The 20,326-nt window shown below is 34.3% G+C and carries 19 protein-coding genes and 2 pseudogenes; 7 read left to right on the plus strand and 14 right to left on the minus strand.

Translation table 11 applies throughout. The features are described 5' to 3' along the window. On the plus strand, positions 1-1,272 hold the full coding sequence (gene purD, locus ABWU45_RS06000) for a phosphoribosylamine--glycine ligase (protein ID WP_353278215.1): 1,272 nt from the start codon (positions 1-3) through the stop codon (positions 1,270-1,272). A gap of 78 nt (positions 1,273-1,350) precedes the next feature. Here purD and ABWU45_RS06005 read toward each other — a convergent pair whose 3' ends face one another. After that, positions 1,351-2,385 (minus strand): RDD family protein, encoded by a 1,035-nt coding sequence (locus ABWU45_RS06005; protein WP_353278217.1) that lies wholly within the window; start codon positions 2,383-2,385, stop codon positions 1,351-1,353. A gap of 137 nt (positions 2,386-2,522) precedes the next feature. Here ABWU45_RS06005 and icd point away from each other — a divergent pair, with 137 nt between their 5' ends. From icd to ABWU45_RS06020, 3 genes are all read left to right on the plus strand, one after another. Next, the gene (icd, locus tag ABWU45_RS06010) at positions 2,523-3,950 is read left to right on the plus strand and encodes an isocitrate dehydrogenase (RefSeq protein ID WP_353278219.1); all 1,428 of its coding nucleotides are present in this window, start codon (positions 2,523-2,525) and stop codon (positions 3,948-3,950) included. 82 nt (positions 3,951-4,032) lie between these two features. Then, positions 4,033-4,761, plus strand: coding sequence for a hypothetical protein (locus ABWU45_RS06015; protein ID WP_353278221.1), 729 nt, complete (start codon positions 4,033-4,035; stop codon positions 4,759-4,761). Between the two features lie 70 nt (positions 4,762-4,831). Then, a complete protein-coding gene (locus tag ABWU45_RS06020) occupies positions 4,832-5,332 on the plus strand; it encodes a hypothetical protein (RefSeq protein WP_353278222.1) in 501 nt (166 codons plus the stop codon). On the opposite strand, the gene tnpC is transcribed toward ABWU45_RS06020, so the two are convergent. From tnpC to ABWU45_RS06050, 6 genes are all read right to left on the minus strand, one after another. Beyond that, positions 5,329-6,681, minus strand: a complete 1,353-nt coding sequence (tnpC, locus tag ABWU45_RS06025; RefSeq protein WP_353279066.1) for an IS66 family transposase — start codon at positions 6,679-6,681, stop codon at positions 5,329-5,331. The two genes, ABWU45_RS06020 and tnpC, sit on opposite strands and share 4 nt — an antisense overlap. A gap of 83 nt (positions 6,682-6,764) precedes the next feature. Beyond that, the gene (locus tag ABWU45_RS06030; protein WP_353278224.1) at positions 6,765-7,658 is read right to left on the minus strand and encodes an ankyrin repeat domain-containing protein; all 894 of its coding nucleotides are present in this window, start codon (positions 7,656-7,658) and stop codon (positions 6,765-6,767) included. Next, positions 7,609-9,243 carry a recombinase family protein gene (locus ABWU45_RS06035; RefSeq protein ID WP_353272414.1) on the minus strand — a complete coding sequence of 545 codons (1,635 nt, stop codon included), beginning with the start codon at positions 9,241-9,243 and terminating at the stop codon, positions 7,609-7,611. Before ABWU45_RS06035 ends, ABWU45_RS06030 begins: the two co-directional genes overlap by 50 nt. Then, positions 9,230-9,448, minus strand: coding sequence for a hypothetical protein (locus tag ABWU45_RS06040; RefSeq protein WP_341819653.1), 219 nt, complete (start codon positions 9,446-9,448; stop codon positions 9,230-9,232). The genes ABWU45_RS06035 and ABWU45_RS06040 overlap by 14 nt, the downstream gene beginning before the upstream one ends. 104 nt (positions 9,449-9,552) lie before the next feature. Next, positions 9,553-10,629, minus strand: a complete 1,077-nt coding sequence (locus ABWU45_RS06045) for a hypothetical protein (RefSeq protein ID WP_353278227.1) — start codon at positions 10,627-10,629, stop codon at positions 9,553-9,555. A gap of 22 nt (positions 10,630-10,651) precedes the next feature. Then, the gene (locus ABWU45_RS06050) at positions 10,652-11,938 is read right to left on the minus strand and encodes a hypothetical protein (RefSeq protein WP_353278229.1); all 1,287 of its coding nucleotides are present in this window, start codon (positions 11,936-11,938) and stop codon (positions 10,652-10,654) included. A 704-nt stretch (positions 11,939-12,642) separates the two neighbouring features. Between ABWU45_RS06050 and ABWU45_RS06055 the strand changes: the two genes are divergently transcribed. Then, the gene (locus ABWU45_RS06055; RefSeq protein WP_353278231.1) at positions 12,643-13,455 is read left to right on the plus strand and encodes an ankyrin repeat domain-containing protein; all 813 of its coding nucleotides are present in this window, start codon (positions 12,643-12,645) and stop codon (positions 13,453-13,455) included. A 127-nt stretch (positions 13,456-13,582) separates the two neighbouring features. On the opposite strand, the pseudogene ABWU45_RS06060 reads toward ABWU45_RS06055, so the two are convergent. After that, positions 13,583-13,731, minus strand: a pseudogene (locus ABWU45_RS06060) (IS256 family transposase); the annotation flags it as partial. Positions 13,732-13,838: 107 nt separating this feature from the next. On the opposite strand from ABWU45_RS06060, the gene tnpA reads away from it, so the two are divergent. Continuing rightward, positions 13,839-14,132 (plus strand): IS200/IS605 family transposase, encoded by a 294-nt coding sequence (gene tnpA, locus ABWU45_RS06065; RefSeq protein ID WP_353278233.1) that lies wholly within the window; start codon positions 13,839-13,841, stop codon positions 14,130-14,132. A 213-nt stretch (positions 14,133-14,345) separates the two neighbouring features. Then, positions 14,346-14,759 (plus strand): hypothetical protein, encoded by a 414-nt coding sequence (locus ABWU45_RS06070; RefSeq protein WP_353278235.1) that lies wholly within the window; start codon positions 14,346-14,348, stop codon positions 14,757-14,759. A gap of 390 nt (positions 14,760-15,149) precedes the next feature. On the opposite strand, the pseudogene ABWU45_RS06075 reads toward ABWU45_RS06070, so the two are convergent. The 6 genes and pseudogenes from ABWU45_RS06075 to ABWU45_RS06100 all read right to left on the minus strand — a co-directional run bounded on the left by ABWU45_RS06075 (position 15,150) and on the right by ABWU45_RS06100 (position 20,304). Further along, positions 15,150-16,482: pseudogene (locus ABWU45_RS06075) on the minus strand (IS4 family transposase). 83 nt (positions 16,483-16,565) lie between these two features. Further along, positions 16,566-16,775, minus strand: coding sequence for a hypothetical protein (locus tag ABWU45_RS06080; RefSeq protein WP_353278237.1), 210 nt, complete (start codon positions 16,773-16,775; stop codon positions 16,566-16,568). Between the two features lie 386 nt (positions 16,776-17,161). Beyond that, positions 17,162-18,655, minus strand: a complete 1,494-nt coding sequence (locus ABWU45_RS06085; protein ID WP_353278239.1) for a recombinase family protein — start codon at positions 18,653-18,655, stop codon at positions 17,162-17,164. A 2-nt stretch (positions 18,656-18,657) separates the two neighbouring features. Continuing rightward, positions 18,658-19,089, minus strand: coding sequence for a DUF2924 domain-containing protein (locus tag ABWU45_RS06090; RefSeq protein WP_250778223.1), 432 nt, complete (start codon positions 19,087-19,089; stop codon positions 18,658-18,660). A 4-nt stretch (positions 19,090-19,093) separates the two neighbouring features. Continuing rightward, positions 19,094-19,555: an ankyrin repeat domain-containing protein gene (locus tag ABWU45_RS06095; protein WP_353278241.1), complete on the minus strand. Its 462-nt coding sequence runs from the start codon at positions 19,553-19,555 to the stop codon at positions 19,094-19,096. Between the two features lie 38 nt (positions 19,556-19,593). Further along, the gene (locus tag ABWU45_RS06100; RefSeq protein WP_353278243.1) at positions 19,594-20,304 is read right to left on the minus strand and encodes an ankyrin repeat domain-containing protein; all 711 of its coding nucleotides are present in this window, start codon (positions 20,302-20,304) and stop codon (positions 19,594-19,596) included. Positions 20,305-20,326 lie beyond the last annotated feature (22 nt).

Consider the following 20,326-nt stretch of genomic DNA (forward strand, 5'->3'; position numbering starts at 1 on the left):
ATGAAGGTTCTGGTTATAGGTTCTGGTGGGCGTGAGCATGCTTTACTTTGGGCTTTAAAGAAGTCTCCTACCTTGACTAAGTTATATGTTACTCCTGGTCGCCCGGCCATGGAAAATTTTGGAGTTCTTGTGAATATAAATATTCAAGATTCAGTGGATGTTACACAATTTTGCAAGAAAGAAAATATAGAGCTAGTGATTATTGGTCCAGAGCAGCCGATAATTAATGGGCTTGCTGATGATTTAACTGCGGAGGGGATAAACGTTTTTGCTCCAAGTCAAGCAGCTGCAAAACTTGAGGCATCAAAGTCTTTTACGAAGGAACTATGTAAACAATATGGTATACCGACCGCCAAATATGAACGTTTTATTGATGAAAGGTTAGCTAAAAATTTTGTCCGTAGTAATAAAATAAAATTGCCGCTTGTAATTAAAGCAAATGGAATTGCAGCAGGGAAAGGTGTCATAATATGCCACACAGAAAATGAGGCTTTTTCAGCAATAGATTCAATGCTAGTGGAGAAAAATCTTGGTGAGTCAGGTGAAGAAATAATCATAGAAGAGTTTTTAATTGGAGAGGAAGTAAGTTTTTTTGCTCTTATTGACGGGTTGAAAGTAGTAACCTTTGGTTGTGCAAGAGATTATAAGAGAGTTGGTGAAAAAAACGAGGGCCAAAATACTGGAGGCATGGGGTCATATTCATCACCTTCGATTATAAGTAAGGACATGGAACAAAAAATTATCCAAAAAATAATATATCCTACAATTCAAGCACTGACTAACATGGGAACATCCTATAAAGGAGTACTCTTTGCTGGTTTAATGATTTGCAAAGATAGTCCAAAGCTTCTTGAGTATAATGTTAGGTTTGGGGATCCGGAAATACAATCTATGTTACCTAGACTTGATCCAAATTGTGATTTGCTAAAGTTGATGTTGTCAGTTGCAGAAGGCAAGTTAAATACAAAAATGGTGGAGTTTAATCACAAAGCTACAGTTTGTGTAGTTGTTGCAAGTAAAGGCTATCCTGGTGATTATCAAAAAGGAGAGGTAATTAAAGGATTGGATAAAATTGAAAACATTCCTGGTGTGCTAGTTTTTCATGCTGGTACTAAGTTGGATGAAAGTGGTAATTGGATTTCCGATGGCGGAAGAGTGCTAAATATAGTAGGAGAAGGAAACACTGTGGAAGAAGCTAAAAGTAAAGTGTACTCAGCGTTAAATTTTCTAGAATGGTCAGGTGGGTTCTTCAGGTATGATATTGGTAGTTAATGTTAGCTAGCAGGTAGCTCATATAGGAAAGAAAAAAGTTACTTTGCAGGCAGTAATACAGACAATTAAAGAAAAATATCAACTAGGTTTGTAGTCTATTGCCACTGTCTTTGTAATTCTATCATAAAAAAACTGCTTGCGTTGGTTAAATACTGCATATATAAAAATTAGTATTATAGCTATAATTATAGTTATGGAGACTAAGTTTACTGGAAGTAAAAACCACCATTCATAAGGGTTATCAAGAGATTCTCTTATAATGCCCACAATAACTATAAAGCTCAATACAAATAAGCTAGGAACTTTAAATAAAACATACCTAATTGTTGCTTGCACTAGAGTAATATTTTCAAATGTATTTGCATCTTTTATACAGATACAGCACAGCAATTGCCCTGGAGTACCACTGAACCTCCTTACCATGAATACTCCGAATATTATTGATAGCAAAAAGCACAAGCATATAGCCAACAGTTTAGATCCATCAGGATCAAAAGCCATCTTTGCAGGAGAAAAAAAGACTAAAGAAATTCCTATAATAATAAAAAGGTCAATAATATATGCTATTACACGCCTAGTTATTCCCACATAGTTTAAATTTAAGTGGCATTCTTCAGTTTTTTTTGCAGTTTTATCATATACTACTGTTTTTGCGATTTTATCATAGAAAGTTTGTTTGCGTCGATCAAATACTGCAAATATTAAAACAAAAATTGGTAAAATAAAAAACCAACCAGAAATATAGCAAGGTACCCATAAAAACACTTTAAAAGTACTTCTTATTACTCCTTGCATTAAAGCAACATTTTTAGGTGTATTTGCATCTTTTATATATATACCACATAACAATTTTCCTGGAGTACAGCCAAGTTTTATTATCATTAATACTTCTAATACTATATATATTAATGCTTCTAGTACTTCATTTTGCACTGAAGGGGCTGTCTTGGTATCAGAAAAGAAATCGCTAAAAAAGTCAGCATAGTGTTTACCTGATAACATGAACAAAATGAATAAATAAAAGGCTAGAAATATTATTTGGTCAACTACATACGCTGTAACGCGTTTAGTAATTTTCGCATAATTTACTTTAACACCCGTTTCAGTATCCATATCTTCACCTATGTTTTACCAAGTAATATAAAAGTACGTTATTAAATAACCATAAATATACTGATTTGGGTAATATTAGCTACTTGTACTGCTCTATCATTTGAATTAACATTAAATCATTTATAGGTAGGGAAGTTATGTCAACACCAATCACAGTCGCATATGGTGATGGTATCGGACCAGAAATTATGGAAGCGGTGCTGTCGATATTGCGTGAAGCGAAAGCAGAGATCTCAATAGATATTATTGAAATAGGGGAGCGTGTTTATAGTAAGGAATGGTCTCATGGAATTTCTCCGAGTGGTTGGGAATCTATCGAAAGGACAAAGATATTACTCAAATCTCCAACAACAACCCCTCAAGGTAAAGGGCACAAAAGCTTAAACGTTGCACTCAGAAAGAACTTAGGGCTGTATGCAAACATTAGACCATGCATTTCGTATCACCCTGTTATAGAAAATAAATTCGATAAATTTGATGTTGTTGTAATACGCGAAAATGAAGAGGACGTTTACACCGGAATAGAGCATAGGCTCACTGGTGACTCGTACCAATGCACTAAAATTATTACTAGATCTGGCTCAGAAAAAATATGCAGGTATGCTTTTGAATATGCGAAAAAACATAACAGAAAGAAAGTAACTTGCCTGACTAAAGACAACATAATGAAAATGACTGACGGCGCTTTTCATGCAGCGTTTGATCGTATTGCAAAAGAATATCCGGATATAAAGGCGGAACATTATATAGTTGATATTGGAATGGCACGTGTTGCCACAGAACCCGAGAATTTCGATGTTATAGTAACTGAAAATCTATATGGCGACATATTATCAGATATAGTGGCACAAACCTCAGGTTCTGTAGGGCTTGCAGGAAGTAGCAATATAGGTAATGAATATGCAATGTTTGAAGCGGTTCACGGCTCTGCTCCTGATATTGCAGGAAAAAATATAGCTAATCCTTCTGGTCTTTTAAATGCCGCAGTACATATGTTGGTCTATATTGGTCAAGTGAGTACTGCAAAACTAATCTACGATGCATGGCTCAAGACTTTGGAAGATGGAGTACATACCGCTGATTTATATAAGGAGAAAAAGAGTAAACAAAAGGTTGGAACAAAAGAATTTGCAAAAGCTGTTATAGATAATCTAGGGAAAAAACCCACAACGTTATCTGAGCTTATAATTAGCAGTGATTCGGATAGTAAAATAAATAAAGTACAAGACAATTACGAACAAGATTACAAAGTTAAAAAGCTAGTGGGTAGTGATATAACGCTTGCCTGGGACAAATCCAACAATTTTGATCAAATAGTAGGATTATTAGAATCGAGTAATCTGCAGATGATAGCAATATACTCAAAGGGTCTTGCAGTTTGGCCAGGAAGTTCAAAATCTTTAAGTGACCAAATAACTTGTAGGTTTATTGCGAATAGTGAAAAGAAAACTATTACAAATAGTGACGTGAATAATTTACTAATCAAACTCGAAGAAAATAACTTTAATGTAGTGAGAATGGATAAGTTGTATTTGTATGATGGGAAAGAGGGTTTCTTCTCTTAGTGGTTGCTTGATATTTTTATGCTTGTGTGAAACATTAAATATATTATACTAATAGCATCGTGTATTTATGTGAGGTGTAGTAATGAGTCAACATTTTAAGTTAACTGGTCAGGAGTTTTATGATAATAATGATCTGTTTAACGTACTAGAGATAAAAGCTGAACAAATTGTAGGTAAAGATTATCAAGCTCTTAGCAAGTTTCTGAAAAAACAATATAGTAAATTGATACTTGTAAACCATCATGACAAGGGTGGAGATAAAAATAGATTTAATCAAATTTGTAAAGCTCATCAAGAGCTAAAAAAATACATTGAACCTTTGGAGTCAGGAAATCCTTGTGTTAAAGTCAGCGTTGATGCTGAAAGTGATGGGCGTTTAACGGCAAGAGAGTTTCACTATAGGAGAAAGTTGTTTAACGAGCTAAAAATCAGTGAGGAAGAAGCTGTAGGTAAAGATTTTGATGGGTTGATTGCTATACTAAAAAGAAATGATTGTTCGTTTGGAGAAGACCTAAAAAGCTATAATGAACTTCAGGCTCAAATAGGGAGGATTTTGCTAAATTCAAATTTAGATAATTTTCAGAAGAGTGTACAAAGTGCAAAGTTAATGCAAGAGTTATATCAATATATAGCAAAGCCAAGCATACAATTATTCAATTATATTACTCCTCTAAAGGAAAAAAAGAACCTAGTAGATGAGGATAAAAAAGAATTAGCGTTAAGATTTATAGAACGTAAAAATGCCTTACTATTTATTCGGACTCTTAGTGTTCTACCCTTAGGCCTGTTAACTACAGTTACTATAGGTTGATTTTTCATGGTGGATCATAGCATTTAACATCGCTATTAGTAGAGCCTCTGGTTTATTAGTGAATTATTATATGGAAAAGTATAAAAATTCAGAAATTTCCACTGATGAATTCATAAGTAAAATGAACTATATCGCGCTAGGCAGTAAGCTTCTTATCAACTATCCTTTAGCTGCTTTTTCTGTTTATTTAGTTACAATAAATTTCATTGCTAATGGATTAACTGTTGGTGGAGCTGTACTTGGTCCACTATTGTTATTGGCAGTATTAATTGAAGCATTAGCTCCTATTTTTTCAAAAGGCTGTAAAATATATTCTGATAAGCACATAAGAGATTTACTTGAGGAAGATCCAAGAGATAGAGTGCAAAAGGAGACTGATCTGTTAGGACGGTATGATCCACGAAGGCTATTAATGCCGATAATTATGCCTCTTGTTAGAAAGTGTTTTGCAGAAGTGGCAAGCGAATTTGCTGAGAGGAATTTTGATGAGGTAAAAACTGATATGTCTGATGTTAATGCCGAAGGACTATCTAAGCCTAAAGGAATGTATCCGTTCAGAGGTGTGGCTTAAGAGACAATAGATAGAAGGTTTTGAAATGGATTTAACTTTTTTTGCCTCCAAGTGAGATACAACGAAATTATCCGCTCAAGGAATCTATTCCCTCGCTCTGACTGTGCAAAATATGAATTCTTACGATAGACAACATAATGCCGTATTTGTCGCTCAACATGATTATTCGTTAATGGAATATTCTCTGGATCATCCAAAAATGTCCACATCATTGGCTCGGATTTTATAATACCCTTTACCGTTCGTGAAGCTCCTTTTGCTTCAAGTATATAAGATATTTTTATCATGCAGTACTGCATAAATCTTCGTAACTCTTTAGCTTGCTTAGTGAACTTTGAAATACTAATTTCATTTTCTGACAAAGCGTTTTTTAATGTAAATAATCCATTAGCTGCATCTTTTAAACAATGGCCAAGTCTCATTACTTCACTATTCCAGCTATGAGATAACCTCTCGAAATTTCTCAATAAGTGAGCCCAACAAATTTGTCGTTTTTCATCACTGAAGTGGTTGTAAACTCCATATCTGTCGGTAATTACCCGATTTTTGTAATCACAAAATGCACTATTCTTTAAAAACTTCATTCCTCTTGTATCTGCTAACTTCATAAGACTTGCTTTATTGTTGGCAAACATCCAGCACCATTCCAATTTACCTTTGTTATAGTGACTGGTTTCATCAATATGCAAAATTTCGCTTGCTTTCATTTCTTCCTCTATTTGTTCATAGGCTTCTTTACATTTTGACGAGACCCTTGCTTCGCTATTGGACACACTACCAACACTTATACTCATGTTAAAGATGTCTTTCATGATATTCGCTATTTCTCGCTTTGAATTCTTATAAAACCCACTTAGTGATGCAACTACTGACTTAACTCTAGGACCAAAGGTATCAGGTGTAACTCCTTCTGGTAATTTGCTACTCCTTCTTTTTCCGCATTTACGACAGCGCCCATGTTCTAGTTGGTATTCCACTACGTAAGGCTTAATTTTTGGGAGATCAACATTCTGGTGAATATAGGGTTTGTTGCATACTGCAATTTCTCCACCACATTCACAAGTATCATGTAATCTTACTCTAATTACTTCATCTGCTTCCATTTTTATCCGATAATTTCCTTTATGACCAACTTGACCCCCTATCTTCCTGCCACCCTCTGACTTATCTTCTGGTGTGTCTTTTTTTATTTTGTACAGCTCTTTTGAACTTGGTAAAGATGAATTCCTTGAGTTCAAGCCAAGTCTCTCTCTTAGTTCAGCATTCTCTATTTCTAAGATTTTATTTTTTTCTTCAAGCTTTGCTACTTTTTGCTCTAAGTTTTTACATAACTCTACAATACTGATCAACAATTGAAGCATCTAGCCTTACCTTACTATCAACATTTTCTGTTATTATTACTTTGATATGTTATGTCAATTCTTTTTTATCCTTACCATACCTCTGAACGGATACCACTATACACAGTTCTAGCTTCAATGTTAGCACCCTGCTCTATAAGAAACTTAACCATCTCATGCCTATTATAGTAGACAGCGCAGTGTAAGGGAGTATAACTATAGTAACCCTCTTTTACATTAACATCACCACTTTTTTCTAGAAGTAGACTAAACAAATCTTTTACTCTATTCAACTTGCCATTGTAAGCAGCATAATGTAAAAGCTTCCACCTTATTCTCCATTCATTTTCGTCTTTCATACTAGTTTTTTTAGCAGTTTTCTTGAGGAAGTTTTTAACTACATCAAATTGACCATTTTCAATAATCTTATTTATAAATATACTTATTATCTTTGGCTTACCATACTCATTAGCTACCTCTAAAGGTGTTTTGCCATTATTGTTTTTAATATCAATATTAGCACCTTTATCTATAAAAAACTCGACCATCTCAGGTTCATTATAATAAATAGCATAGTACAACGGTGTCCAACCATATTTGTCTTTAGCGTTAACATCAATAACTTTACTTAATAAGAGTTGATATGTATCCTTGAGCAAATCTAAATTTCCATTGTAAACAGCATAGTGTAAAAGTGTCCAAGTACTTGACCATTCTTTCTTATTTTCAATATCGGCATTGCTTCTGTTAGCAGTAGTATCAAGAAGATCTTTAACTCTTTCCCATTCACCTTTTTGAGCAGCGTTATTTATAAGTAGCTTTAATATTCCCAATCCTGAGGTTATCATTAGCCTATCGCACTGATCTATTACATTTTGGTCATAACCATTCAGTGAAAGGTCATTTTGTAACTTTTTGAGTAATAGTAAAACCTGGTCATTGACTCCTGCAACAATGTTGCAATAAACTTTGGTCCGCTTTTCCACTGTGTGTGAAAGAGTCTGGCAGCTCTTTTACTCGAAACACGATATGCACGTCTTCATGGTTAATCTCAATTCGCTTAACTAATGTTCTAATGATATCACGTCTAGTTAGCCAATCTGCGTTATCAAGACTTGAGTTAACGCTAGAAGAAAACTCTTCTAAAGTAGTCACCACTAGAGTTAAGTCTTGTTCAAGTCTTTTTTGATCAAATATCTTTTTCTTTTGCTCTCCGATCATTTGTAAGGTTTGTTTCATTGCTTTAATTCTTGGTTTAAACTCTTCTTCATTGATGTATCCTTGAGTATAGCCATCAATAAGCCTTGCAATGCCACAGTTTAATTGATCTTCTTTTTTCTCAAGAAAGTCACTTTTTTGATCTAATGGTGATTTTTTAATCTCTGAAAGTCTACGCTTGTATTCTTCTAATATCCGAGTAGGATTTTTCAATAGGTATTTTACCTCTTCCCATACAGCCACGTCTAATACATCTGTACGAATCATTCTATTATTACACATTTTATTGCCACCAAAGTGACCTCGCTCCGTACCAGTACAACGATAATATGTTCGACGAGCGCTAGAGCAAGTGCTAATACCATGATATCCATAATGACAAAGCTGACATACTGTTAAACCTTGCAACAAGTAATTTGCTCCCATTCGTCTTCTCCTAGCTATTCTTTTATTTTCAGTTAGCTGTTCTTGAACTATATCAAATAAATCTTCGTTTATAATATTAGGTACAGGAATATAAATCCAATTTTCTTTATCAGTACGAAAAGTAGAATAATTGTCTTTCGGTTGCTCACAAGAGCGTTTCTGTGGTCTTACGTGTTTTAATTTTACTCCTAGCTTTTTTTTACCGAATGCTGCTTGTCCTTTATAAGCAGGATTTTGTAATAGACGACAGACTACACTCCTATCCCAATACCTTTTTCCTGTTCGTGTTACGATGGACATAGCTCTTAATCTATGACATACTTCTCCAATGCTTACTCTTCCCCTTCCCACCCAAAAAAACATTTTACGAATGACTTCAGCTTCCTCTTCATTAATTTCAAAAAAGGCTTGTCCTCCTCCTATATGCTTATTTATATAACGATAGCCATAAGGAGCTCCACTCATTACATTTATACTGCCTTTATTGGCTGCGTGAATCTTGCCTCTACGACTTCGTTCCATAATTTTTGCACGTTCATATTCTGCTATCATACCCTGTATTTGTAATAGTAATTGAGATTCTGGATTATCGTCAATTTGACAATTCAAGAAAACTGTTTCTACACCCAATTTCTTAAATTCATCAACTAATAACATTTGATGTACATATTTGCGAGCCAAACGATCAGGAGAATGAATATAAACCTTATTAATATTACCTTCTGCTATTTGATCTCTTAATTTTTCTAAACTAGGACGTATTATATCAGAGCCACTATAACCATTATCAATAAATTTATATTCACTTAGTAATTTATGTCCATCAGCACTAATCTTATTCTCTATAGCAGTAATTTGGCTTGCTATTGTATCTCCTTGCACTTGTTTTCCTGAAGAAACTCTCGCGTACAGACTAACAGTTATCATTGCTCCCCCTTAAATTGATTCTATTGTTACATTCAAAAATTTTCTCCTTTTGGCTCCCATTTACTTGTTTATTTAATGCTAGTTTTTTATATGCATCTAATAAGTACAATTCTGCTAACCGATTAGGTTCATAACTATAGCTAACACGAACAGTCAGTTTCTTTTTTCCCATGAGCTTTCCTTGAAAATATATAAATATGTTCATATATCACTCATCGAAACAGATGGTCAGTTGATCGTTGGTTCTATAAGTGAAAACAACTCCTCGTTCTTTGAGTAGAAGCTGCCGGGAAATTATTTTTTTTAGTTTTATGTTTGTTGCAACATTGTTGCAGGGGTATTTTCTCCTATTTTACCTTCTTTTAACTCTGCCTTAGTAGCAGCTTTCATCTCTATGATAATAGGAATAGCATCTAATGCTCGTTTTTTACCACGAGGCACTAAAACAATGTCAGCATAACCTCTTCCTGCAAATTGCTCCAGGTAAACCCTCAGATTATGCCTATAGCGGAAATTTACTAAAGCACCTGCTATAAATCCATGATGTGCTGCTTCTCGTGCCTCTTTAGCATAGGTAAGAGAACCATCACGAATAAAAAGCCTTTCTTCTTTAAATTCGCCCCTATATCCAGAATGAACTTCACCAATTTTCTTAAGAACTTTATTCAAAGATTTTTTCACCTCTTTTTTATCAGAATTAGTCAGCTCTGCTATATCACTTTCTGGATTATTCCATACCCCCTTTTTTATTTCCTTAAACTCATGTGCTGTAGAGGTGTCTTGATCTAAGTTATCACTTTTTACTTCAACAGATATTCCTGCTGTTTTCCCTTTAGCATCTTTCTTCTTGGTAATTTCTACCAATTTCACACCAAGCATGCCTTTATCTCTAGCCTGCCTCACATGATCATTCTGGACAATGTTAGCATTATCTAATATCTTATCCAGCTCACCATAACTAAACTTTTTTCTTGTACTATCAGATTCCCCGATAACAAAGAGCTTTACTTTATTAGCTGCATCCTCTGGACTCGTGATTTTTTCTTTCTTAATAACAGCCACTTTCAGAGTTTTCGAACCATCAAAACTAAAATATATTTTTTCAATGTCTAGCTTTTTCGCGATTTCCGTATCTATCAAAGTGGAAAAGCTTCCTAAAAAGAAATGCGGAAAAAACCCTTCTTTACCTACTGAATGTAAATATGATGGAATCTGATCTATATACGATTGAAACCTTGCTTTAAAAGATTCAAAATCACTTCCTTGTTGAGTTGAAGTACTTGGCCTAGCTCCTGCATTTGAACCTGCTTCTCGAATTAACAACTCTATTAACTCAAAATCTTGTACTCCCTCATTATCGACTTCCCCTTGTTTTCGTTTAGGCATATAACCCTCCTTTTAGATCTTTTTAATGATCACCTAACCCCACATAAGACTGATCATGTACATTACTTAACTGAACTGCTGCCAGATTAGCACTTACAACCTCTTCATCAAGATTTTTAATTGCAGGCTTACTATAGGACAAAAACTTGCTCAATAAGTCATCATTTTTTTGTTCCAAGACAGAACGTATATAACTCGCTTGCTTATAAGTCATATATTCCTTTATTTGATTAGAATCTAGTTTATCCAGTACTGCCCATACTGGTTCCATACAATCCCTTTCCACCCAACGTACTAATAGATTTTTATGGAAAAAGGGAGACTTGTCCATTACTTCTTCATTTATTACAAGTGCACGATGGCTATCAAACCCTTCCTTTGTCCATATGTGCATGAAAAGCTTTTTAGCTGCATCTACATAATGTCCTGAATAGTTTTGTATTTCTATAGAGAATAAACGGGTATGATAATGATTTTCTGAAATATTACCTGGTTCTAAATAATCAAATAACTTCTGAAATTTATCAAAGCTAAGCATATCTATCATCCTATTTAAAGAACCATAATGACCATTTTTTACTAAATCCCTTTTCAAAAGTTCCGGATATCTATCAGGACTTATCTGATTAAGGAAAAACTCAAATATATCAGGATAAACGCGAAAGTTAGGTCCTGCTGCATATATTGCATTTTTCATCAAGATCTCATCTTTCTTTTTTGCACTCATTTCATTTTCAGGTAAGGATTTTATTTTATCCCAGAAGAATTCCACTGCCTCTGCCCGTTTCCAATCTATAGCACAGTCAAGCCCATACTCATATGGATGACGGCCTTTCAAATCTAACTCAGACATATAACCACCAATATGGTGCGACCAAAAAGTTTTTAGGGGATTCCCATAGCTTAAATTACTTACTAACCTCTTTAACGAATCATCATTTTCTACATTACGTTCCTTCCTATAATCCTCAAATATTTTGACGATATCCTCTTCTAAACAACACTCACATGCAATTTTGTATCTATCAGTGCCAAAAGGATTTGGATTATTATCTGAACTTGGCGTAATTAATTTTTTACCTACCATTTGTCCATTGAGCTTAACTCCATGTAAATTATTAACTTTCTCCCAGCAATCTTCACTAGATAACACTTGTGCAAGAAAATTATTTCTTATTTCACCATCCCCTGCATGTATCTCCCAATTTGCATAGCACCAACGTTCAATTTGAATAAGCTTAGATGCCCTGTAGGGATCATCTTCCTTAATAGATAAAAACAAAACTTCTGCAATGTCTCCACGATCCATAATTACCTCCCTTACAATGAATGAAAAAATACTTTGACCCTTAACTCTCTCGAGTACCATAATGAATTAGCTCTTAAGGACATTTTAAGCATACTACTCCACTTTTAAAACTTGTCAATCACTATTTTAGGAAATTTTTTAGCTTGGAGTAGTTTTGGAAAAAAGGCTCAATATACGACATTTTATTACTTTTAAAGTATGTTTTTGTTACAAATTTACTTTAATTCTTCCGCAAGCAAATTAATATTAATTTAGCAAAATATATTATTAAGATCTCAAGTAAAATAACCATTTTCAACACCCAAAACCAAGGGCGGTGAGAATCGTTCGTTTTGGGATGGGATGGTCTACCAAGTGATACATTAGAACTTTTTCACATAGTAACTTTACTATACGCTAAAATCAGCTATATTAGCCTACTTTTACTACATTTACATATGAACTAATTTACCTAACTTTGTCGCAATAATTTTGTGCTTTTATTTTCACAACCCTATTTTTACGCGGCTTGTTCTCACAAATATATGACCTTTCTTGAAGGAGTAAATAATTCAATCCTTTGCAACGCTGATCTTTAATATCTTTCCATATTAGCTGAAGCGATCATTAATAACTTACAGTATTAGGAAAAGTAAAAATTTGACTTTCTCATCAAAATAAGTAACTGTTAAATTATCATCTTAATAGAGGGAATCATAGCTTTAGTGGAAAGAGATACTAGATGCAGTAAAATCAACTATGGTAGTATACTTGAAGCAATAAAAGAGGAATTAAAGAAACAAGATCAAGATACATATCAAGAGTGGGAAGGGAAAGACTTTGATATAAATCATCTATTTGGTGTGTCACTGACCACAGAAGGGTACAATGCAAAATTGGCATTATCACATATAGCTGCTTACAATGGTCATACAGAGATAGTAAGTGCTTTAGTAAAAGCAGAAGGAATCGATGTTAATGCAGCAAGTAAAGATGGAATGACTCCTTTACATTTGGCTGCTTTTAATGGCCACTTAGATACAGTTAGAGTTCTGTTAGCAAAAGGAGCTGATCCTTCATTAAAGAATAAGAATGGTGACACTCCGAGACAGCTAGCTAAAGATAAAAATATAATACAACTTTTAAAAAATGCAGAAACTAAACAAATAACTAGCAAAGCAATAAAGACTGGTGTTACTTTGGGTATTATCACTGCACTGACAGTAGGTGTTGGATGTGGTATCGCTGGTGTTTGGGTATCAATATTAGCTATAGTTACGACTGCTGCGTTGGTAGTTGGACTTGTTGCTGGTGGTATTACATATGCAATATTAAAACCTAGCGATAAGCTAGATAAAGCCAACTTACAGCAATCATCTCCTATCAACCAGCAATTGGATGTTTTATATTTTCCACTTTCTCGAGTTTTGCATTTGGCTTTAGAGTACTGTACAACGCATAACTCATACAAGCTAATCCAACCATTCCACCGCTATTGTATTTTTCATAATATAAGATGCAACACAACTCACCAATAACACCTCACCAACAATACCAGCTAGAATTACTTGCCTTTGTTGCATTAACGGTTTGTCTTTTTTGTCTGTAACATAAAAACATGGTTCAGCGGAGGGAACGTTCAAAAAAGTGTGTCAAACCGAATTTTTAGCTCAACTCAATTTTCAATCTATTGGAAAAGAAAATATCAAGTTGAGAGACAGTTAATGCCCAATTAGGCAAAGCCATAATCCATTTTTGCTCTACCTTTTTATAGCACAATATACCTGTTTGTACAAGGCATTTGTACTAGTAAATTAGCCCTTAGTGTCCCCCGTCGGGGAATATCTCGCCTTGAGGCGAAGGAAAAGTTATGATGTCGCGTATGCGACGATATAGGTATAACGCACATTCTAAATATGACATGAAGGTACATTTAGTCTGGATTCCCAAATACCGTAAAAGGATTCTTATGGGCCAAATTGCAGTCAGAACCAGAGAGTTGCTGAGGCAGGTTGCAATGGAAAATGAAATTCAAATTATCTCCGGCAAAGTATCTGTTGATCATGTTCACATGTTTATTTTGTACAAACCTCAGCAAAGTGTTAGTAAAATTGTGCAGTTTTTAAAAGGGACAAGCTCAAGGTTATTAATGCAGGAGTTTGCTAGCTTACGCAAACAATTTTGGGAAAGACATTTGTGGGCAATTAGCCGTTAGCTCTGGCACCATTACAGATTAAGTGATACAAGAATACATATCTATACAGGAAGGTGAGCCAGTTCATGATGACGATCAATTTCAAATTGATTGAAAATTTTAACCCTTCGCCTTGTAGGCGATGGTTGTTTAGTTAATAAATTAAATGATATTGACTTATACAAAAATATTAGTTACACTATTAGTAATTTACTAATAAAAGGGGCCAACATTATGACAGACTTTATAGATTTTTTCAATAATAATTCAGAATTTGTTAATGATAACTCTTATTATGAAGTACACAAATATAATAAAGATGGTCAGCATATTAAAGATGATTTTTACTTATACTCGCTGGTGCTTCATCCGTGTGGAAATGAAGATGAAAATTTAGCATTTTTTCATGAAGATCATGAGAGAACATCTCTTATATGGCTAGACAAAGAGTATTTGCAAATATCAGAGGGTAGCTGGGGAAGCGGAAGCTATTATAGTGATCTTCTGAATTCTGACTATGTGGTAAATGACGTAACTTTGGATAAAAACATAGTAGAATTTAATGTAACTCCAGCTGTAGAGAGCTACTCACAAGGGGTAAATAAAATTGTAATCTCGAAAATCGGCTTGAAGAAAGGTAATTTATAACCCTTGATCTTGCCTAAAATGTATTAGATAGAATGGGCTGTTGAAAAAGTATGAATGGTGAAAATGAGACAAGTATAGTATACTTTTAAGTAGCAACAAATAAAGATATAAAAAGATAATTTTAATTATCCTTTTAGGGAACATTCAACAAACCATACGCATCAAGTTAAGAAAAAGTGGCATAAGGAAGAAAAGAAATGAAAAAAACTATTTTATATGTTAAGTAATAAAGTTAGTAATTTATAAATTCTTTAAAAAATTTACCTTATTTTAGATCAAAACTTCTTAAAAAATAAATATAACAAATAAGGCACCTACCTTCAATGGTTGCTATATTGGGCTTATTTTCTTAACTTGACGCGTATGGTTAAATAAACCATACGCGTCAAGTTAAGAAGCAAGGGTAAGAAAATTCAATGAACTTAAGGTGGATACTCTAGTTTTTCTATATCTGTCTTTCACAGAAAATTGTGACCAGTCTGTGGTAAGTTTTTTCAGGAAAATTCTCAAATTATTAATTTTACTGCTTAACGCTAAAAACAACTCCCTAATCCTTCTTTTTAATTCAATGAATGCCTTTGTTAAACTCAGCTCTGTATTCTCTTTCAGTTTTATACAACCAACTATTCCATGAAATATAAGAATTGCGCACAATTTAGCGTATAGTTCACATAATACTCTGTATGGTTTTCCTTTAAGTTCGTCAAGCCTGATGTGACTCTTATACAATTTAAATAATAATTCAATCTGCCATCTTACCCTGTAAATTGTTAATACTTGTTCAGCGCTGATTTTACTCTCTGGAACGTTAGTTATGAATATCGACCAATCCAGCAAATTTTTGATTCTTTTGAGAAGATGTATATCCATGTGATTTTGCTAACTTACTAGCCCTTCTTCTTCTAATTATAGACTGTTCTTCAGTTAATTTTTGACATATAATTCTTACTTTAATTTTTACTTCTTTTCCTAATAGCACTTCCATCTCTAGAAGGGATTGACCTTCTAAACATTCCAACAACTCTATTTTTTGATTTGTTTCTATATCATATATATTGGTATTAGACTTATAACGACTAACAAAATATGCACCTGCTTCATCAATCTGTTTCAAAGAACTAGGCACAAAGTAGCCCAAATCAAATATTGGCAAATCATTGGCTGATAAACCGTTCAGATAATCCCTATAACCTTGATCCGACCTTATTCCTTCCATTAAATTTAACTTATCTAGTGCTTGATTCAGGTAATCAAAGACTAACTGTAGCTTTATTCCTGATTTGGTATTACTCTCGCAATCTCTATAGCTACTGCCATATCCTTTGTACATATTTTCCATGCTACTGGGCAGGCTAATATAGCTACTATCCAATAGCTTAATGCTTCTAAATTGCTTCAAAATTCTGCAATCAACCTGTAAGCTATTTTTAAATAAAACTAAAGATTCATTATACATTCTTTTCATACATTTCACTGCTTCTTCAGTAAATCTAAAATCCAAACCCTGTTTTGTAATTTCTATCGAGTCTTCATTTAGCAATTGGCACATTGTTTCTATGCTGCAATCACCAACTCCTATGTTACCAAAGACCATAGCTTTTATGAATGATGAGCCATTAAGTTTTCTCTTTCTTTTTATAAAATCTACTGCAATTGATATTTTGTCTGCTTTTTCATTAAAGAATTCATTGAGGTCTTTTGATAAGCAAGCTATTCTGTCCATTGTAAGTTCTCTCATTCACATATCCAAGAGAACTTATACCTTATTATTTTCCTTCACTCTATTAATTTTACTTACACTTTTCCTTAACTTGACGCGTATGGTTTATTTAACACTCCCGGCTGTACTGGACCTTCTAATTTTTCGAGTTTCGTATCCGGCTTCATATTACTATAAAACGCAAAACTTATGCAAGCCAATCCAACAATCCAGCCAACTACCGCTAATATATGCATTTTCATGATATACAATGCAATACTGCTTATCAATAATACTGTACCGACAATACCAGCCATAATTGGATGAGTTGCCTTTTTTGATGTCTACAGAATTTCCTTTGCTAGATCCTCTACATGATTCAGTTTGAAGTTGGATATCATAAGTACTTGGCTCTTTTGCGGCAGTGTCTTACTAAAGCATTTACAACCTCTTCTCTGCTTCATACACAGGTTGAAGATCTTCGCTATTTTCATTGACATCCTCATATGACTAAGTGTCAGTTTCTGTAACACTGGTTTGCTCTTTCACCTCAAAATCTTCTCCCATAATCCTTGGTTCCTCTACAGTAGCTCCTTATGAGGTAGTAGTAATTTGGATACCCTTTTTATTTTTAAGTTTTCCAGCAATACCTTCCTATATTTTTTCGGTGTTTTCATAGTTCTTCTTGTTGCTTTTATAAACATTACAATGCTAAGCCATAAAACTTTTCCAATTGCTCACTCCATAACATCGGTATTTCTTTCAGATTAACTAGCTTCAAACCTCTTGGTTGTCTCCCATTTACTATGTCTTCTTTTATCTTTGGAGCTAAATAATTTAACCTTAAAATTTGCTGTATTCTCCTCATGCTTATCTTAATTTTAACACTCATCTCCTTCACACTGACGTATTTTCCATCTTCTATCTGACGTTTCCAAAGATGTGCCCTTACCACTGCTTTCAGTAGCGCATTGTTTGTTTTCCCCTCTGGTTCTACTACCGTGCATTTATTTCCTTTCTTCTTTATTGGAATAAATTTTTCCTCTGATTCAGAACTCACTTCTATTCCATCTTCTTTTACCACCACTCCCTTTATTAACTTTTTCACTACTTCTTTCTGCTTTCCAAAACTTAAATTTTTCCATTTTTCTTCAGTCTTTTCTCCCCGTTTTTCATATAGCTGCTCTGTCTTTCTCATCACTTCTTTTTCTACTTCTCCGGCTACTACTGTTCGGTTTACTGATTCACAATTCTTTCCTCTTAAATGATTATTGCACACGTAATATCGGTACCTTTTATTCTCCTTTTTTGAGTACGTCAAAGTCATATTTACACCACAGCTCTTGCACTTAATTATTCCCCTAAGCAATGCTTCCTCATATTTTGCTTTTTTATATGGTTGATTCTTTATTAATTCTTGTGCTTTTTGCCATTTTTCTTCTTCTATTATCGCTTCATGTTTTCCTTCATATTGTTTCTCGTAATGTCTTGTTTTTCCCATATATATTGGGTTTGTTATTATTCTTCTCACCGTCGCTTTCTTAAAGATATCTGATTTCCCTTTCGTACGGTACCCTTGGCTATTTAACTCTCTTGCCAGTTCTGCCATTGACTTCAGCTCTATATACCTCTCAAATATATGTTTTACCAACTTTGCTTCTTTCTCATTTATTATTAATTCCTTATCTTTTACATCATACCCAAGCGGTAAAGTTCCTCCCATCCATAATCCTTGCTCTTTTGATGTTGCTATTTTATTTTTTACTCTCTCTACTATCATTTCTCTTTCTAGCTGTGCTGCTCCTGATAACACTGTTTGTACAAACTTTCCCATTGGCGTATTATTGTCAAATATCTGCGTTACTGCTACAAAATTTACTCTATGCCTTCTAAAAAATGACGTTACTTCGATGCTGTCTTTTGTTTCCCTTGATAACCTGTCTAACGTATATACTACCACACAGTCCACTTCTCCTTTTTTTACATCTTTAAACAATTCCTTTATTGCTGGTCTTTCTAAATTCTTTCCTGAGAAACCTCCATCATCGTACCTTTTGGCCAATGCTACCCAGCCTTCTCTGCTCTTTATGTACTTTTCACATGCTACCCGTTGTGCATCAAGACTATTAAACTTTTGTTCTAGTCCGTCTTCATTTGATTTTCTCGTATATATCGCACATCTTACTTCTTTTAGCATTTTCAACTTCCATTTTTATCACGCATCCCAAATAATAAAGGTCCGTTGTAGCTCATTCCCATTATTTTTCCTGCCACTGCTGACAATGATGTATAAAACTCTTCTTTGTAGATTAAACCCTTATCTGTTACCATCACCGCATGCGTTTCTTCCCCTCTCTCTAGTATTAATTCTGTCCCTTCTACTGGTAATTTATCGCTACTTATTCTTTTTCCTTTCTCTAGCCGATCTGCCAGATACTCTAGTCTTTTTGTCCCCTTTCTTGACATTTCTCCATACGCTTTTTCCTGCATTCTATAAGCTAATCTCGGTATCAGATATTTCTTTGAGTATCTAGGCGCTTCTTCTCCATATACCTTCTTCCATATTTTTCTCAGCTCACCCAAAGGTTTTCTCTCTAAATTCATTACTTTCTTTTCTATTTCTTCCTCCATATTTTTAGCCTTTCATAAATAACTTTTCAATTCTGTCTATTTCTTTCTTCAATACTTCAGTTACTTCTTTACTGGTTTTCGCATAATCCATCGCTGTCATTCCAAATTTATCCGCTTGCTCTATTTCTCCTCCAGCTTTCACTAGCTCCTCCACTATTTCTTTTTCACCTACCATGCACGCAAGGTGTAGAGGTATGCATTTATTTCCATATTCCTCAGCATTTACGTCTGCTCCTGATTTTATCAATTCCCTCACGATTTCTAGTCGTTTCTCCGTTACCGCTAGGTGCAGTGCTGTGTATCCTTCTATATCTTTAGCATTCACATTCGCTCCTTTTTCGACTAATAACTCCACTGTTTTTACCTCTACTGCATAATGTAGAGCTGTTCTTCCATTCTTGTCTCTTGCATAAATATTTTTATATGAGTTCTCTAATAGTGACTCCTCTTTTCCTTTTTTACTCATGACCTACCTCACCTTTTCTTTGAATTTAAATCCCTTTTCTAAGCCCTCCTTTTCACCACCTCATCTATCATTTCATTTACTTGGCTCATTATTTTGCTTGCTAAATTTTCACATTCTTCCTTTATTAGTGATTTGTCTCTCTTTCTTATTTCTTCTATCTCTATTATTTTTAGCTCCGTCATATAGCTCCCATTCAGCATGTCTGCTATTTCTCCCACTATCCTCTCTATTCCATAGCACGTCAGTTCTCTACTTTTTGTTATTCCTCCTTTTTCTCTCAGAAATTTACTCGCCCTTTCACTCTCTTTGCTATCACATAGACGATACTTTTCACTTTCCCAGATATAGTACATTGGTGTTGCACCATATTTATTCAGTTGATTAACCTCAGCTCCTGCTTTTACTAGCTCCTTTATTATTTCAACTCCTGCTCCTCCTATTTTGCATGCAGAGTGGAGTGGCGTACATCCAGTGACATATTGAGTGGCATTTACTTCTGCTCCTTCCCTTAGCAGCACTTTTACATTTTCTAAGCTTTTCGCAAATACTGCACAGTGTAGTGGTGTATAACCATTCTTATCTCTTGCATTAACCTCTGCCCCTTTTTTTATTAATAATCTCACTGTTTTGTAATCGGAGATTTCTACTGCTTGGTGCAATATCGTCTCTCCTTCTTCATTTTTTTTATTAATGTTTTTAAACCCGTTATTTGATACTTCTTTAAAAAACTTACTCTTGCTAAAACTCATTTCATACCTCACAAAATTAGCT

The sequence above is a fragment of the Wolbachia endosymbiont (group B) of Longitarsus flavicornis genome, from assembly GCF_964028135.1.
Lineage (GTDB): Bacteria > Pseudomonadota > Alphaproteobacteria > Rickettsiales > Anaplasmataceae > Wolbachia.